Below are 17,221 nucleotides of genomic sequence, written 5' to 3'. Positions count from 1 at the left end.
CTTTTTTTTAGTAAATAATGGTGGTTTTTACTAAAGAGAATAGGGATAAGAGCTTTTACTAGATTTAAATTCTCCTCTTAGTAAAATTTCACTAAAACATATGATATGATAAGAAAAACATTAAAATCTTCGAGGGTAAATAAAGGAGACGTTATGGCAACGATTAAAGACATAGCAGAAAAGGCGGGAGTTTCAATTGCAACGGTATCAAGGGTGCTAAATCAAGATCCTTCTCTGTCTGTGAGCCAAGAAACAAAGCAGAAAATCTTAGATGTATCAGAAGAGTTAAAGTATAGAAAGAAAACAGGTCGTCGAACGGTCAACTCCTATAAGCTAGCTGTTGTTAACTGGTATACAGAGGAAGAAGAGCTTGAGGATATGTATTATCATTCCATTCAGCAGGGTGTAAGAGAACGCTGCGATGAGAGGCAGATTGAGACAATTCAAATAACCATGAATGATTTAAAACATGTGGATGAAGTAAACGGTATTATCGCCATTGGTAAATTTAGTGTGAAGCAGGCGAATGAATTAAAGAAGCTTTCTCCTCATATTGTGTTTGTGGATTGTTCTCCAGATGAAGATCAGTTTGATTCGGTTATTAGTAATTTCTCGAGAGCAACTGAAAATGTACTGCAGTATTTTTATGATAAAGGACATACACGAATTGGATATATTGGTGGTAGAGAAGCTTATAAGGATCAGACCTCGTTAATTGAAGATCCACGAAGTGTAAGCTATGAAAGGTATTTAAGAGCAAAAGATTTATTTGATCCTTCTATTGTCTATATAGGGAGCTTTACAGTTTTGGATGGATATAATTTGATGGAAAAAGCGTTAAGGGAACATCAAAATTATTTGCCTACCGCTTTTTTTCTAGGAAATGACTCGATGGCAATAGGAGCATTAAAAGCTCTACATGATGCGAAGATTTCAGTACCGAAGGATGTAGGGATTATCGGTGTGAATGATTTGAGTGTCTCCAAATATGTATACCCACCTTTAAGTACAGTGAAAGTGTATACGGATAGAATGGGGAAAGAAGCAGTGGATTTATTGGTGGAAAGATGGAATGATCGGGAAATCACTAAGAAAATTGTACTTTCTACTAGTTTAGTGATTAGGGAAAGTAGTTAAAAAAAGACAGCCAGGATTTTCGAACAGTCGATTATCTTGGCTGTTTTTTATTAATTAATTTTAGTAAAATTAATTAATAAAACTTTACTAAAACTATTGCCTAATTTTTATGTGTGAAATACAATGAAGGTAACAGAATGATGAAGGATCTTATAGATGTAAGCGTTAAAATAATTTACAAATGGCTACCACTCATAGGATTAAATATTGGGGGAATTAGAAATGAACGAACAAACACTACTAACAAAATTTCATGAAATATTTCATAAAGATGAGACAAATTCAACGAGACTATTTTTTTCACCAGGACGAATTAATTTAATTGGTGAACATACTGACTACAATGGTGGTCATGTATTTCCATGTGCCATTACGTATGGAACATACGGTGTGGCAAGAAAAAGAAATGACCAGCTTATTCAGCTCTATTCTTTGAACTTTGAAGATCAAGGGATTATTCAATTTTCATTAGATGAATTAGATTTTCAAAAGTCAGATGGATGGGGGAACTATGCGAAGGGGATGATTCGTTATTTACAAGAATCTACCGCCAAGCTACCTCATGGCTTTGATCTTCTTATTGAAGGGAATATTCCTAATGGAGCAGGGCTTTCTTCCTCAGCATCACTTGAGATGTTAGTAGGTGTGATTGTCACAGAAATGTTTGACCTTCATAGTGAGAGATTAGATCTTGTGAAGCTTGGTCAAAAAGTAGAAAATCAATTTATTGGTGTGAATAGTGGCATTATGGATCAGTTCGCAATTGGTATGGGTAAGGAGGATTGTGGAATCCTTCTTAATTGTCAAACATTAGAATATGAATATTCACCACTAAAGCTAGATGACTATCAAATTATTATTATGAATACAAACAAACGACGTGAGCTAGCGGATTCTAAATACAATGAAAGACGTAAAGAATGTGAGACAGCCCTTGAGCGTCTACAGCAAAAGCTTTCAATTGAATCATTAGGAGATTTAACGGAAGAGCAATTTGAAGAGAATCGTCACCTTATTGGAGATGACATTTTAGAAAAAAGAGCAAAGCATGCAGTGTATGAGAACCAAAGGACCTTTAAAGCCTTTAAAGCATTAAACAACGGGGAGTTAAACGTATTCGGTCAGCTTATGAATGAATCGCATTATTCATTACGTGATGATTACGAGGTGACAGGAACCGAGCTAGATGCCCTTGCTGAAGCTGCTTGGGAGCAAGATGGCGTTATTGGAGCAAGAATGACAGGTGCTGGTTTTGGCGGTTGTGCCATTGCCATTGTTGAAACAGAGAAGGTTCAAGCGTTTATTGAAGCTGTTGGGAGAAAATATGCGGAGCAAATTGGCTATGAAGCAACCTTCTATGTGGCGAGTATTGGAGACGGGACTAAAGAATTAAAATTGGAGGAATCACGATGAGTATATTAGTTTTAGGTGGAGCAGGATATATTGGTTCACATGCTGTGTATCAATTAATTGATCAGGATGAAGACGTAGTCGTAGTAGATAATCTTTTGACAGGTCATGAGGATGCCATTCATCCAAAAGCGACTTTTTATCAAGGTGATATTCGTGATAAAGCATTTTTACAAAGTGTGTTTGCAAAAGAACAAATCAATGGTGTTATTCACTTTGCGGCAAGCTCTTTAGTTGGTGAATCGATGACGAATCCAATTAAATATTTTGATAACAATGTGTATGGTACACAAGTTCTACTTGATGTCATGATTGAGTTTGGAGTGAAAAACATTGTATTCTCTTCAACAGCTGCGACCTATGGGGAGCAGGAAATTATGCCAATTACAGAGGAAATGGACACAACTCCAACGAATGCGTACGGTGAGACAAAATTAACAATGGAAAAAATGATGAAATGGTGTGATACAGCGCATGATTTAAAATTTGTTTCCCTTCGTTATTTTAATGTGGCAGGAGCTAGATCAACTGGTGAAATCGGTGAGGATCATGATCCAGAAACACATTTAATTCCTGTTGTTCTTCAAGTGGCATTAGGTCAACGTGAGAAAATATCCATTTTTGGTGAAGACTATGACACAAAGGATGGAACGTGTATCCGAGATTATATCCACGTAGAGGATTTAATTAACGCCCATATTCTAGCTCTTACCTATCTTAAACAAGGTGGAGATAGCCAGGTATTTAACCTTGGTTCAAATCAAGGCTTCACGGTGAAAGAAATTATTGATGCAGCACGAAAAGTAACAGGACACGACATCCCTGCAAAAACAGTTGAAAGAAGAGCGGGAGATCCAACAAAGCTTATCGCTTCTTCTCAAAAAGCACAGAATGTACTCGGCTGGACTCCAACTCGTACGTCAATTGAACAAATTATCCAAGATGCATGGAATTGGCATAAAGCAAATCCAAATGGTTATAAAAAATAGGGGGAACTGATTCTTATGACTGAGGTAATTTCAACCATACAGCAACTCGTTCAAAAGGCGATTGATGCACAATTAATTTCATCTTTAGATGAGCTTTATTCACGGAATCAATTGATGGAAATCTTTAAACTTGTTGATTTCAAAGAAGGAGCATCTCTTGAACAAGAACAGACCCTAGATATACCCGACCTAGTTGAGAAGCTAGTTGATTATGCAGTTGAAATGGAACTTATTCCAGATATACTTGATGAAAGAGAAATTGTTGCAAGTAAAATCATGAACGTTTTTATGCCAAGACCTTCTGATGTTAATGCTGCTTTTTATGATAACTATAAAGCTAGTCCGAAGAAAGCAACGGAGTATTTTTATAAGCTAAGTCAGGACAGTAATTACATTCAAACGAAGCGAATTGCAAAGAATATTAGCTATAAAGTGGATACTAAATATGGTGAACTAGATATCACCATTAATCTGTCAAAGCCTGAAAAGGATCCAAAGCAAATAGCATTAGAAAAAGAAATGAAAAAGCCGACAAGTCATTATCCTAAGTGCTTACTATGTGTGGAGAATGAAGGGTATGCGGGAAGGATTGGTCACCCAGCACGTTCGAATCATCGTGTGATTCGAATGGAGTTAGGAAAAGAAGAGTGGGCCCTTCAATACTCGCCGTACGTTTATTACAATGAGCATTGTATCCTTCTTTCAACAGAGCATCGTGATATGAAAATAAGCAAAGAAGGCTTTGAGCGTTTAATAGAATTCGTCGAAAAATTTCCACACTACTTTATTGGTTCGAATGCGGATTTACCAATCGTAGGTGGTTCAATCCTAACGCATGACCATTATCAAGGTGGAAACTATGAATTTGCCATGGCGAAGGCAAAAGAGGAAATCCTTTTTTCAATAAATGAATTTCCAAAAGTGCGTGCTGCAACGGTTAAGTGGCCGATGTCTGTTATTCGTCTGAAGGGGACCAATAAAGAACAGCTCATAGCTGCTGCTACTAAGGTGCTAGATACTTGGAAGGAATATTCAGACCCAACAGTAGAGATTGAAGCTTATTCTGGTGAGATCCCTCACAATACAATTACACCTATCGCTAGAATGAGAGATGGGGAATTTGAGATAGATTTAGTGTTACGAAACAATCGTACGACAGAGGAATATCCACTTGGAATTTTTCACCCTCATGAAGATGTGCATCATATTAAAAAAGAAAATATCGGGCTAATCGAAGTGATGGGCTTAGCTGTTTTACCTGCCCGATTGCAAACGGAGTTAAAGAGCGTTGAAGCATATTTAGTGGATGGAACAAACGAAGTACCTGCTTATCATAAGAGCTGGGCAGATGATCTGAAACAGCATTATCAAAAGAACTTAACAAAAGAGACAGTTGCTGATATTGTTGAGAAAGAGGTCGGGAAGAAATTCCTACGAGTTCTTGAAGATGCGGGTGTGTTTAAGCGTGATGAAGCTGGTTTATCGGCCTTTAAGCGTTTTACTGAATATTTAGCGAGCAATTAAAGCTTGGAATACTATAAAGTGGTAAGAAGTTGAAGGGATGTACCTTTCAACTTCTTTTATAAAGGAGTGATGTAAGTGAATATTACAAAAACAGAATATGGACATATACAAGAACAAACCATTTATCAATATCGACTCAAAAATGATAAGGGCCTAGAAGTAGCAATCCTTAACTATGGCTGTATCGTAACCGAAATAATGATGCCAGATAAACAAGGGCAACATGAGAACATTGTTCTTGGTTTATCCTCTTTAGAGGAATATCAGGTGAATGCACCATACTTTGGAGCTGTTGTCGGTCGAGTAGCAGGAAGAATTAAAGGCGCATCTTTTCAATTGGATGATAAAACATACACGCTCGATCAAAATGATGCCAATAATCATCTCCACGGAGGTAACGAAGGATTTAGCCATAAAGTGTGGGAGGCAAAAACTGTCGAAGAAAAGGACTGTGTAGCCGTAGTTTTCTCTTATGTAAGTAAAGACGGGGAAGCAGGGTATCCAGGTAATCTTCAACTAAAAGTGACATATTCCTTAACGAATGAGAATGAACTAAAGATTGATTATAATGGACAATCGGACAAGAAGACGATTCTTAATCCAACAAATCATACGTATTTTAACCTTAGTGGAAATAGTAAGCGAGATGTACTTTCACATACTTTGCAAATGGAAAGCGATCAATTCCTTGAGTTAGATCATGAATCATTACCTACAGGTAAGAAACTGCATGTCACTGGTACTCCGTTTGATTTTCGAAATGGGAGAAAGCTTCAAGATGGTGTAGCTTCCACTCATGAGCAGAATCAGCTTGCTGGGAATGGGTATGATCATCCTTTTCTATTACAAGATGATTGTAATTTTACTATTTCATTATATGATGAAGAGAGTGGACGTGAAGTGAAAATCAAAACGGATCAACCCTCTGTTGTTCTTTATACAGCCAACCATCTCAGCGACGAGTACAGTTTTTATGGTCATCCTTCACGTAAATACTTAGGCGTTTGCCTTGAGACACAAGGGTTACCTGACGCTATTCATCATCCTGAATTTCCTTCTATTATTTTAAATAAGGGAGAACGCTATCACACGTCTACTGTTTATGCATTTAAGGGTAGATAAAAGGATTGCAATTTTGCATTAATTAATTTGATAGATACTAGTGTTACTATAATCTTTGTCAATATACTCTGCATTTCTAATTCCACCTCTTGTTAATATTTTGAATTTATTTACATATTTAATTCTAGTATATCGGTGGAAAAAAGCAACATTGTTCCAAAAAAAGGAGAGGTCTTATGACTAAAATAGTTTCATTACTAGTTTTATCTATTCTTTTTGGATTAGTATATTTTCTGTTTAACCCTGAATTTCCTGACGTTATCTATGTAAGTATTGGAGCTTTACTTATATTGATAATAAGAGAGTTTTTGTTTTCATTTATAGATAAAAATAAATAAATTCCCAACTCCCCCACACTCTAATTAATAATTTAAAGTGTGTGGGATCTTTTTTTAAAAGTAAGATTATTTATTTTCAAAATAACCTTCGAAATATCCTTTTTGATATTACTCTCCTAACGTTCCCCTTGTTTTTCCAATCGTTCTTCTATGTACTTCTGTTGCTGATCCATCTTTTTCATTAATTCCTGTAGCAATTCATTCTGCTGACGCACAATTTCTTTTACCTCCTTAACCTCAACTTGAGATATCACTTCTTTATCACTTTCATTCCTATTAACGCTTAGCGTGTTTAAAGCCTTATTATCTGCCTTATACCTTAATACAACAGCTTTTATCGCGTTATCACAAACTCTAGTTTTATCAATTAGAGAGTTCAATTCAAATAACATATTTATATCAACTTCATAAAAAATTCTCTGATCCTTGCATGGAGAAAAGCCCTTATATAGAGAGTGAGAGTATAAAATAAACTTTGACCTCTAGCAAACTTTCTTTATTCGTGAGAATGGAAGAGATGTTTCCTTTGATCATAATAAATAATTAAGGTTTTTTTGATTGTATTTTATATCTAAAGGCTGTTTTTCGTATAGATTGTTGCTTTCCTTAAAAAAATCCGTAGTGACGGATATTCCACCCTAAGTATAAGGTGAGCAGCATTTATTGTATTGCAGTATCGTTTAAGAATAATGTCCTAATAAAGATCATATCCTTTGACACCGTTTACACCTTTGTGTTAACGTATTAAATAAGTTAATGATTAGTGGTGGAGAAAAGAGAGCACACGTTTCAAATTCTAGTCCTATCTAGAATTGCTTCGTATGCTCTCTTTTTTTTATAAAAATGAAAAGGTAACTTTTCTTACCTTGTGTCAGTGTATAGGAAAGAAGGTCTCTTGTAGTATGAATAAAGCGCTTACACAAAAAATACAATGATTGAAAGGGGGAAGAGTTGGGAATCCGTTATAAAAAAATAGAATAAGAGGGGGATTTTACTTTGAAAGGAATCAGTAAAAATTCAAAGTTTCTAGTTTTTGCATTAATTTTATGTTTGGTCAGTATGATTGGAGCATCATTCGTACAAACTTCTGGTGGAAAAGTAACGGTAAAAGATTTACGTTGGGAAACACCATCTGGTCATTTAATGAGTGCTTTATTGTTTGTACCTTATGGAGTAACAAAGGAGAATCCAGCACCCGGTATCGTGACAAGTCATGGCTGGTACAATAACCGTGAAATGCAAGATTTAAATTATGTAGAATTGTCGAGACGTGGTTATGTCGTGATCTCGATTGATATGTATGGTCATGGGAATTCTGATGCAATCGCAGCAACAGAGTGGCAAAATCGTGGCACAGGTATGTATGATGCGGTCGAGTTGATGGCAGATCTTCCTTATGTTGATAAAGAAAATATTGCGGTAACAGGACATTCAAATGGCGCAAGAGCTGCAAACTGGTCAATTTTAGAAGATAATAAAAAGCCAATTGAGGATCAATTAATTTCATCTGCTTTGCTTATTGCAAACGATGCAATGTATACTAATGACCCGGGTGAACCGCTATATTGGTCTTTACGAAATGATGAACAGCAATATGCGAATGTCTATGGAACGAGAGATGTCGGTATTATTGCTGCGCAATATGATGAATTCTTCTTCCGTAGCTTACAAGAAGATGGTACTGTAACTCCTCCACGTGAGTATATTCATACAGAATATGCACAATCATTTTTGAATTTTGGTATTGATCCTAGTGAGGAAGAAACACGTGATCAATCTACTTTCTATAAGCAATCAATAGATGGTGTCGAGGCTCTAAGAGTCATTTATACACCAAACCAAATTCATCCTTGGAATCATTTCTCTGCTAATGTTGTAAACGATACGATTGAATATTTTGATGAATCAATCGGTGCGCCAAATTCAATTGAACCTTCTAGTCAGGTTTGGCAATGGAAAGTATTCTTTAATTTCCTTGGGTTAGTTGGATTCTTTATGTTTATTGTAACCTTTACTAAATTTATGCTCTCTACCGAAGCGTTTAGATCTCTAAAAGCTCAAAAAGAGGCTGTTGCTTCAAACGTACAAGGTAAGAAAGGACAGCTATGGTTCTGGGGTGGTCTAATTGTAAGTGCAATCATATCTGGTTACTCTTATTTAGCACTTTATAATTGGAGCATAGAAAATCGCCCAGCATTCTTCACGCAATCGCCTGTCTTCTATATAGGAGCTTGGTCAGTGGTCATGGGGATCGTGACGCTTGTTATTCTCTTCCTATCTTATAAGTTCTTCTCTAAAGGTCAGGGCTTGGATTTACGTGAAGTAGGTGTAGTAATTAGTCTTAAATCATTATGGAAAACCATAGTGTTAGCTGTTATTGTATCGAGCGCAGCATACAGTTTAGTGTTTATAGCTGATTATTTCTTCAAAACAGACTTTAGAATATGGGTAATTGCGATAAAAGCATTCACTCCAGATAAATTAGTAGAAGCTCTTAAATATTTACCATTCTTTTTAATCTTCTATGTTGCAAATTCAATTGCTGTTAATAGCTTTAATTTTATCGCATCTTCAAAATCAAGAGAATGGGTTAATACTAGTTTACTTGCAATTTTTAATGGTTTAAGTGCAGCGGTTATCGTCCTGATTCAATACACACATTTCTTTATTCAAGGTGATGTGTATTTTACAGATGTATCTAATATTGTAGGGATATGGTTGTTCCCAATTATTGTTATTATACCACTTGCTGCAATTATTACCAGAAAAATATTCAGGGTTACAAAGAACCCGTATCTTGGTGGTATTATTTATGCCATTATCGTCACAATCATGATGGTGACAAATACATTAACTCAGTATTAAGAATGATTATTGAATTAGAGGAGAAGGCTGGGACAAAACAAAGAGCCAGGCACCCTCCGATACAATCTATTGTGTGCACTAGATAAATTAGTGCGTACATATAGTCGTTACGATAAGGTGCCAGGCACTTCTGTCCCAGCCTCTTTTTCTATTTTATAGTAGAATGAAGAAAGAAGAATATTAGAATAGGTTGTGAAGCATGAATAATAAAAAAACACTCATACTATCTACTATGTTATTTGTTGGAGCCGTATCATTATGGATACTAGCAAAAGACTTCTCGGAGATCGCTGTGTCTATTCGAATCTTGATTGCGCTTGGTGGTGCTCTTCTTTCTGGAGGGATTACCTATCTTCTTTCGATGAATAACAAACATGAGGATGAAGAAAGAAAATAAGTAAAAAGGGTTCGGAAAGTTCCGAGACCCTTTTACTTTTATGAGCTATTTATTAGATAGTCAAACTGTTGTTGTTGTTGTGTCGTTTCATTGAAAAGGGCTGTTCGTTTAAAGCATAGCTTACCAGGGTATTACGTGTGAGCGATGACTTTATTGTTTAGATGTTACGATCTAGGAACAGCGTTTAAAAAAGAGCGATTAATAAAGCTAAGTACAGACATTAGAACAAATTTGCTAAAGGCTTATAATTCATAGTATTGAATTTTAATTCCTCAAGACTAAAATCTAAATGCTTGATTAAGATCGATTGGTACGCTTCCATGTCATTTGTTTTAATGGCTTCAACAAGGTCCGTATGTTCCTCCCAGCCTGTATCAAATTCTTTTTCTAATTCGTGAATCGCATTGTAAATTAGTAAATAAAGATCAATTTGATTCAGAATTTTATCTAAGTAATCCGTTAAGAACTTGTTTCCACATGCATTCGCCATGACCATGTGAAATTGTTTATTAATTTCAAGGTAGGCCATAATATTCGATTCGTTTAGTGCTTTTTTTTCCTGTTGAATGAGTGCGCTCATTTTGTCTGTATGGTGAGTTGTCATAAGAGGAAACCCTTCTCTGACAGAAATGAGTTCTAATTCTTTTCGTATAAAATAGGCCTGTGCCATTTCCTCTAACGAAGGGTGAATGACAAACGCTCCTCTATTTGGAATCACATTAATGAATCCGTCGTTTTCGAGACGTTTAATTGCATTTCTCACAGGTGTACGACTTACATTCAATTGTTCCGCAATAGACATTTCAATTAGCTGCGTACCAGGTGCCAGCTTCCTTTTGACGATTGCTTCGGTAATTGTTGTATAGACGAATTGCTCCATTGACTTCTTCATAAAACATACCGCCATTCTATTATCCTTTACATAATAGTACCATAAATGCCTTATGGATATGAATGGTATACGTTAGGAGTTCGATTACATGAGCTTTCTAAATCCGTTCCCAATAATCTCACTTGTATTATGAACCGTGACAAATGCTTTCTGGTCAATAGTAGAAATATATTTTTTAAGCTTTAAAAACTCTTTTCGTCCCACATAGGTGGTAATGATATCGCGATCTTCATTTGTAAATGCCCCTGTTGCCTGTTGAATGGTTGCTCCTTTACTTAAATCCTTTACAATATATCGTTTAATAAGCTCAGATTGCGTGCTAATAATCATAACTTGCTTAGAAAGATTCGTTTGAGTGAGGAGGAAATTAATAAAGAATCCTAACATGAAATTTCCTAGAATTGCATACATTCCGTTTTCAATTCCAAACACGAAAAAAGATCCAGACGCAATAACAAGGTCTGCGATGATAATCCCTGTCCCAACATTGATGGAGAAGAATTTATTCAAAATCATTGCCACAATATCGGTACCACCTGATGATGCGTTCTGTTTAAAAATTAACACAAGTCCGATTGCATCGATAAATAAACCGATGATTAGTTGGATAATGCGATCGTCGCTTAATGGTGCAGCTAGAGGAAGAAATTCCTCGAATGACCATATGTACAAAGAAAGCATAACACTACAATAGAAGCTTTTAATCCCAAATTTAAAACCTAATAAGATAAGCCCAAGAATAAATAAACATAACTCTAAAATTAATAAAATAAGGCCAACTGGCATGTTAGGGAAATATTGATGAATCATAATACTAAGACCGCTAATTCCCCCGATGATAAAGTTATTTGGTACTAAGAAAAAATGGATATTTATCGTGACTAAAAGTAAGCCAACATTTAAAAGAAGAAATTCTTTTAGAGTACGAGACATGATGAAAACCTCCTGTTGTATAAATTGTAGAACAATGTTGTACTACAATGAACAGATTATAATGGGTATAGGCATGGTTGTAAATAGAAAATGATAATAAAAAGTAGATAAATTTTAATATTATTTCATATAGAATAAGATGATGCGCTTTCAATTGTAAATCGTTACAAATTAGGAACTCTCTATCATCTTACTTATAAATAAACTAGTGATAATAGCTTGTAATTAGAATGCACGAATATTTAAGCGGTATTAAGTATAAGGAATAAGGTGAATTTAGTTTCAAGAAGTAAAGTGATTTGCTTTTTATTTGCAATTCGTAATCATTACGATTAATATATAAATAACAAATAAAAAAGAGGTGTTGTTAAATTGAAGCCATCTATTCATCCAGATTATCAAAAAGTCGTTTTTATGGACACAAACAGTGGATTTACTTTTCTAACAGGATCGACGAAAACATCAAATGAAACAATAGAGTGGGAGGATGGAAACACGTACCCATTACTTAAGGTTGAGATAAGCTCTGACACTCATCCCTTTTACACAGGTGTACAGAAGTTCACTGATAAAGGTGGAAGGGTCGATCGCTTCTTAGAAAAATACAAGATGAAAAAAAGTGAATAATAGATTAAAGCTTTAAGTAAGACGGATTAATCAAATCTAAATCGTAATGATTATTATTTAATTGCAGGAGGAAGAATACTTGCTGAGATGAGAGTAGCAGGTATCTTTTTTCTATTTCAAGTTTTTTAAACTATGGCTGTTTTCATGTTGTTTATAACACTGATTGGAGCGAAATCGCAGGGGCTTATGGTCTGAGAGCGGGAATGAATGCCTCTATCTAACACATAGTCAACAATCAGAGCCCATAGTAGAGCCTACACTAAAGGAGAGAAAAATTATGGCAAAAAAATCAAAAGTTGCGAAAGAGTTAAAGCGCCAGAAAATGGTCGAGCGTTATAGCGAGATAAGAAAAGAACTGAAAGAAAAAGGAGATTATGTTGGGTTAAGTCAATTACCTAAAGATTCAGCGCCTGCAAGACTTCACAATCGTTGTCAAGTAACAGGAAGACCAAGGGGATATATGCGTAAGTTTGCTATGTCTCGAATCGCCTTTCGTGAATTAGCTCATAAAGGGCAAATTCCAGGTGTGAAGAAAGCAAGCTGGTAACTCATCATGAATGAGAAAATCATGAATGTCCTTTCCAAAGCCATCATTGCGGCTCTACCTAGGCAAAAGAAGAAGGTGTATCAATTTATTGTCGAAATAGAGGATCAGTTAGCACAGCAATGTACCACGAAGGAACAGTTTATGACGTTGCTAAAAGAGCAGTCACCACACAAGCAGGCTGCCAATAAGTTTCATATGTCATTTGAACATCTGATGCACTTTATGCATGAAATTGAGGATGAAATAAATAGAAAGCTTGAAGAAAAACTAAAGGATTATCGCTGGATAGAAGTAACTGATGTTAAAGTAAATAATCGTACTGAAAAAAAGCAAAAAACATATGTAGTAAAATTTTAAACCTTTTTTCCTTAGGTTATATTCATAGAGATAGTCGGTTCCAGATAATTTCTATGAATATAAGTTTTTGAGTAGATAGTGCTTAAAATGAGGCTTACATTTATATGCTCCTTCTGAATTTGAACTTTCTTCAAAATCAAAAGGAGCTTTTTTATGTAGATAAAAGTGACGAACTCAAGCCACTTGGTGCTCCACTCAAATGGCAAATAGGCGCCTTGTACTTTACTTACTTATTAGCTCTCGACCCTTCGCTCCACAACCGCATCACATTTCACAATCATGGTTGTTAATTCCTTTAATAAATCAATATCATAAAAATCAGCAATGGAAAGCTTATTTCCCTCTTTATCCATAAAGATTCGTACCCTTGGTCTTTGTGGGTACTTTTGGTTGTAGCCCACTACTACACCTTTTTCACCTGTGCTTAATGTAACGGTGACACCAATAGGGAAGATGGCAATGGCTTTTTTAAAGGCATCAATTATTTCTCTGTCATACCTTATATAGCAATACCCATATAATACCTCCATCGCCTCATGAGGGAGGAGAGCTTTATGTCGAATAAGATCGTCAAATTTTTCTGCAACAGCGACTATTTTGGCAAATTGATGAATATCATTCCCTTTCAATCCTCTTGGATAGCCACTTCCGTCAATATATTCATGATGCTGATAGGCACAGTGAGCAATTAGCAGGTGGAAGTCAGATTCCTTTCTTAACATTTCAAAGCCTAATTCAGTATGTATTTTCATGATCTCTTTTTCTTCCGCTGTCAACTCTTTCTTTGTCATGAATGATTTAGGTAATTGTAATTTCCCGATGTCATGAAAAAGAGCTCCAAGCCCTAAAATATGTAGAGATTTCTCTGGTATACCTAGCGTTTTTCCAATGGAGAGGGAGTACAAGCTAGTATTTAATGAATGCTCAAAAATAGAGTCGTTATTGAGTTGTAAGTGCGAGATGAGATTGAGATGATCGTGTGAATGCTGTAATTCATGAACGACCTTTGTGAATGTTTCCTTTAGATTTTTAAAGTTATTAACACGAGATGTAATTGTCTTTTTTGTCTGCTGTTTCTCTTTGGATAAGTCAGTGAAAACGCTTGATATTGAAGAAACGGTTTTTAGGCGCAGTTCAAAAGGTATATCTTCTTTAATTTGAACGATATCATCAGTCATTTCTGATTTTACATAAAGAAACGAAATTCGTTTTTTTAATCGATCAATATGGTTGGCAGTTAAGTTAGTTCCGATGTTTAGAAGAATTCTAGCTTTTTCATCATAGATCGGCTTAGCCAAAATCATTCCTTCCTCACAATTATGGATCGATACCATTCTCATTATTTACCTACTCCCTTAAATAAAATCTCCTTTATTTTACTATGGAATATGGTTTGAGAAAATCATAGATTTGCACGCTTTATCGAACGTACGTTCTTTATATTGCATGTAAAATAGGATATACTAGTAATGAATTCATACTATACGAAGGAGTGGTTTAAGTGAATCAGCAAGCAACACCTTACTTAACATTTAATGGAAATGCAAAAGAAGCGATAGAATTTTACAAAAATCTTTTTCAAGCGGAAATAACAAACGTACAAACATTTGGGGAAGCTGATTTCCCTACACCACCTGAAATGGATGACAAAATTATGCATGCTCGACTTGAAAAGGGAAGCTTGCTTTTAATGTTCTCTGATGTATTTCTAAACCAAATAGTTGAAGTAGGGAACAACATTTCACTTGCACTTGAGTTTACATCAGAAGAAGAAATTCTAGCTGTTTATCAATCACTTAGTAAAGAAGGAACCGTTTTGATGGAACTTCAAGATACCTTCTGGGGAGCTAAATTTGCTAAGGTAAAAGATATTTTTGGTGTCATTTGGGATTTGAATTTTACAAAACAATCCTAGGTAGCATACTCATTTTAGGTGTAATCATAACAGATTGCGCCTTCCTCGTTTTTCATCAATACCTCTATAAAAATCCCCCATGGTCAACATTCATTTGATTTAAGAAAAAGTTAAGAATTGCGTAAAGTTTGTATAAGGTTTTCTTTTTATACTATCTTTAAAGGAGAAACAAGAACATTTTACTTTAAAAATAGTGATCCATATAGCTGATTTCTTCGTTTTGCTTCATGTAAGGTGGTGTGTATGGTGATTTTTTATTCATACAGAACACTATAGTTATCGCAAATTTACCAACAGAAGCCGATAAATAACGAATCGGAATCGAGATTTCTATAAGAAAATGTTCAGTCTTAGTGAAAATATATGTGTAAGGAAACATCGCTTCTGCTTTCCTAGGAAGAGTGATTTTGTTCATTTGAATCAGAAGATGTGGTTAAAGGAGATTGTAAGAATGAAAGTGTTGATTGTGGATGATGAAGAGAATATTATCGATGTTTGTACACGTTATCTGGAATTGGAGGGGTATGAGGTTCTTTCCGCTCTAAATGGGAACGATGCTTTGACCCAATATAGAATGCATTCACCTGACCTAATCATACTAGATATTATGATGCCTCATATGGATGGGTGGCAGGTTGCGGAGGAAGTAAGAAAGCAACATGATACTCCGATTATTATGTTAACAGCTCTTGGGCAAGAGAAAGACCGGATCTATGGGCTGACCATTGGAGCGGATGATTATGTTACTAAGCCATTTAGTCCGAGAGAGCTTCTTCTTCGAGTAAAGAATGTATTAAGAAGAATGAAAAGCAGTGTTGAGGAGGAAAAAGGTAGTATCTTCCGGCAAGGTGACCTTTATATTGATAAACAGAAAAGACTTGTCACGGTAAATGACATACCCATTGATATGACGGTGAAAGAATTTGATTTGTTAGCTTTATTAGCCTTTCACCCATTACAGGTTTTTTCAAAATCTCAGTTACTCGAAACGTTGTGGGGCTATGAATATCTTGGTGATGCGAACACAATAAATGTTCATATTCGTAGATTAAGGGAGAAGATTGAAAAGGATCCCTCACAGCCACAATGGATAAAAACAATTTGGGGAATTGGCTATAAATTTGAGGGAGCTAAAGATGAAAATTAGAACATTACTACTGTTAGCCAATATAATCTCCTTACTTGTTATTTTAGTTTTCCTCAGTTTTGCCTATGCAAAGATGTTTTTTTCAAATGAGGTTATTCTCATCTTAACCATTATTACGTTACTAGCAGGTATTCTATCAATTGGTGTAAATCTTTTTATTACATCTCCCTTATTAAAATCTGTTAAACAAATGACAAGGGAAGCAAGAAAAATGGCAAATGGAGATTTTAATAGTAAGGTGATAGAGGAAGGTCCAGCAGAAATGAAGGAACTAGCCGTAAATTTTAACCACATGTCAGAAAAGATTGAATTCATGTTCGAAGAGTTAAAGAAATCGGAGCGATTTAAAAGCGAACTAATTGCCAATGTCTCTCATGACCTACGTACACCACTATCAGCAATACATTCATTTGTGGCTGCACTTAATGATGACATTATAGAAGATGAGAAAACGCGAAAGCATTATTATCGAACAATCTTAACAGAAACAAATCGTCTAAGCTCTCTAATTGAAGAGGTGTTAGAGTTATCAGAGCTTGAAACAAATAAAATTCCGTATTCACCTGTTCCTTCATCGATTGATCGAATGATTATTGAAACGTTACAACAGTTTGAAAGAAAATTAGAAGGTAAAGGGATAAATATTACTGTTAGTCTCGAAGAAGATATGCCAGCTATTCCATTAATGCCTCTACATATTAAGAGGGTCATGACAAATTTTTTACAAAATGCTATCCATTTTTCATCACTAAAGTCCTACATCACTATAAGGAGCTGGATAGAAGACGATCAATTTAATTTTTCAATTGAAGATGAGGGGCCAGGTGTTCCTAAAGAAGAACAACATGAGATTTTTCAACGGTTTTATCGAGTGGAAAAATCAAGGAATAAAAAAATGGGTGGATCTGGATTAGGGTTAGCCATTTGCAAAGAAATCATTGAGCTACATGATGGGAAAATCGGTGTTCAAAGTGATGGAGTAAAGGGAAGTATATTCTGGTTTATATTACCGATAAGATAA

The 17,221-nt window shown here is 35.4% G+C and carries 17 protein-coding genes; 13 read left to right on the top strand and 4 right to left on the bottom strand.

The genetic code is table 11. The features are described 5' to 3' along the window. The first annotated feature begins 153 nt into the window (after positions 1-153). The 5 genes from A9C19_RS14415 (at position 154) to A9C19_RS14395 (ending at position 6,182) form a co-directional block, all read left to right on the top strand. Positions 154-1,137 (top strand): LacI family DNA-binding transcriptional regulator, encoded by a 984-nt coding sequence (locus A9C19_RS14415; protein WP_072580577.1) that lies wholly within the window; start codon positions 154-156, stop codon positions 1,135-1,137. Between the two features lie 222 nt (positions 1,138-1,359). Continuing rightward, positions 1,360-2,550, top strand: a complete 1,191-nt coding sequence (locus A9C19_RS14410; protein WP_072580576.1) for a galactokinase — start codon at positions 1,360-1,362, stop codon at positions 2,548-2,550. Further along, positions 2,547-3,536: a UDP-glucose 4-epimerase GalE gene (gene galE / locus A9C19_RS14405; RefSeq protein ID WP_072580575.1), complete on the top strand. Its 990-nt coding sequence runs from the start codon at positions 2,547-2,549 to the stop codon at positions 3,534-3,536. The genes A9C19_RS14410 and galE overlap by 4 nt, the downstream gene beginning before the upstream one ends. A gap of 15 nt (positions 3,537-3,551) precedes the next feature. After that, on the top strand, positions 3,552-5,060 hold the full coding sequence (gene galT, locus A9C19_RS14400; protein WP_072580574.1) for a UDP-glucose--hexose-1-phosphate uridylyltransferase: 1,509 nt from the start codon (positions 3,552-3,554) through the stop codon (positions 5,058-5,060). Positions 5,061-5,135: 75 nt separating this feature from the next. Next, positions 5,136-6,182, top strand: a complete 1,047-nt coding sequence (locus A9C19_RS14395) for an aldose epimerase family protein (RefSeq protein ID WP_072580573.1) — start codon at positions 5,136-5,138, stop codon at positions 6,180-6,182. Positions 6,183-6,636: 454 nt separating this feature from the next. On the opposite strand, the gene A9C19_RS14390 is transcribed toward A9C19_RS14395, so the two are convergent. Then, positions 6,637-6,912 (bottom strand): hypothetical protein, encoded by a 276-nt coding sequence (locus A9C19_RS14390; RefSeq protein ID WP_072580572.1) that lies wholly within the window; start codon positions 6,910-6,912, stop codon positions 6,637-6,639. A 604-nt stretch (positions 6,913-7,516) separates the two neighbouring features. Here A9C19_RS14390 and A9C19_RS14385 point away from each other — a divergent pair. Both A9C19_RS14385 and A9C19_RS14380 read left to right on the top strand, forming a co-directional pair. Beyond that, positions 7,517-9,385 carry an alpha/beta hydrolase family protein gene (locus A9C19_RS14385; RefSeq protein ID WP_233499186.1) on the top strand — a complete coding sequence of 623 codons (1,869 nt, stop codon included), beginning with the start codon at positions 7,517-7,519 and terminating at the stop codon, positions 9,383-9,385. 199 nt (positions 9,386-9,584) lie between these two features. Continuing rightward, positions 9,585-9,782 carry a TMEM199/VMA12 family protein gene (locus A9C19_RS14380; RefSeq protein ID WP_072580571.1) on the top strand — a complete coding sequence of 66 codons (198 nt, stop codon included), beginning with the start codon at positions 9,585-9,587 and terminating at the stop codon, positions 9,780-9,782. Positions 9,783-10,002: 220 nt separating this feature from the next. Here A9C19_RS14380 and A9C19_RS14375 read toward each other — a convergent pair whose 3' ends face one another. Beyond that, the gene (locus tag A9C19_RS14375; RefSeq protein WP_072580570.1) at positions 10,003-10,674 is read right to left on the bottom strand and encodes a GntR family transcriptional regulator; all 672 of its coding nucleotides are present in this window, start codon (positions 10,672-10,674) and stop codon (positions 10,003-10,005) included. Positions 10,675-10,758: 84 nt separating this feature from the next. Beyond that, positions 10,759-11,607 (bottom strand): YitT family protein, encoded by an 849-nt coding sequence (locus A9C19_RS14370; protein WP_072580569.1) that lies wholly within the window; start codon positions 11,605-11,607, stop codon positions 10,759-10,761. Between the two features lie 372 nt (positions 11,608-11,979). Here A9C19_RS14370 and A9C19_RS14365 point away from each other — a divergent pair, with 372 nt between their 5' ends. From A9C19_RS14365 to A9C19_RS14355, 3 genes are all read left to right on the top strand, one after another. Next, complete coding sequence (locus tag A9C19_RS14365; protein ID WP_072580568.1) at positions 11,980-12,234, top strand: type B 50S ribosomal protein L31; 255 nt, start codon at positions 11,980-11,982, stop codon at positions 12,232-12,234. Positions 12,235-12,511: 277 nt separating this feature from the next. Then, complete coding sequence (gene rpsN, locus A9C19_RS14360; protein ID WP_072580567.1) at positions 12,512-12,781, top strand: 30S ribosomal protein S14; 270 nt, start codon at positions 12,512-12,514, stop codon at positions 12,779-12,781. A gap of 6 nt (positions 12,782-12,787) precedes the next feature. Next, entirely contained in the window at positions 12,788-13,138 is a 351-nt protein-coding gene (locus A9C19_RS14355) for a hypothetical protein (RefSeq protein WP_072580566.1), read from the top strand. Positions 13,139-13,371: 233 nt separating this feature from the next. Here the strand turns inward: A9C19_RS14355 and A9C19_RS14350 are convergent, their stop codons facing one another. Continuing rightward, complete coding sequence (locus A9C19_RS14350) at positions 13,372-14,478, bottom strand: HD-GYP domain-containing protein (RefSeq protein WP_072580565.1); 1,107 nt, start codon at positions 14,476-14,478, stop codon at positions 13,372-13,374. A gap of 161 nt (positions 14,479-14,639) precedes the next feature. Between A9C19_RS14350 and A9C19_RS14345 the strand changes: the two genes are divergently transcribed. From A9C19_RS14345 to A9C19_RS14335, 3 genes are all read left to right on the top strand, one after another. Next, the gene (locus tag A9C19_RS14345; RefSeq protein ID WP_072580564.1) at positions 14,640-15,053 is read left to right on the top strand and encodes a VOC family protein; all 414 of its coding nucleotides are present in this window, start codon (positions 14,640-14,642) and stop codon (positions 15,051-15,053) included. Between the two features lie 451 nt (positions 15,054-15,504). Further along, entirely contained in the window at positions 15,505-16,200 is a 696-nt protein-coding gene (locus A9C19_RS14340) for a response regulator transcription factor (RefSeq protein ID WP_072580563.1), read from the top strand. After that, the gene (locus A9C19_RS14335; RefSeq protein WP_072580562.1) at positions 16,190-17,221 is read left to right on the top strand and encodes a sensor histidine kinase; all 1,032 of its coding nucleotides are present in this window, start codon (positions 16,190-16,192) and stop codon (positions 17,219-17,221) included. The genes A9C19_RS14340 and A9C19_RS14335 overlap by 11 nt, the downstream gene beginning before the upstream one ends.

The organism is Bacillus weihaiensis, from assembly GCF_001889165.1.
GTDB classification, from domain to species: domain Bacteria; phylum Bacillota; class Bacilli; order Bacillales; family Bacillaceae; genus Metabacillus; species Metabacillus weihaiensis.
The sequence above is the reverse complement of the archived record's forward strand: the minus strand, read 5'-3'. Positions and strand labels throughout refer to the sequence as shown.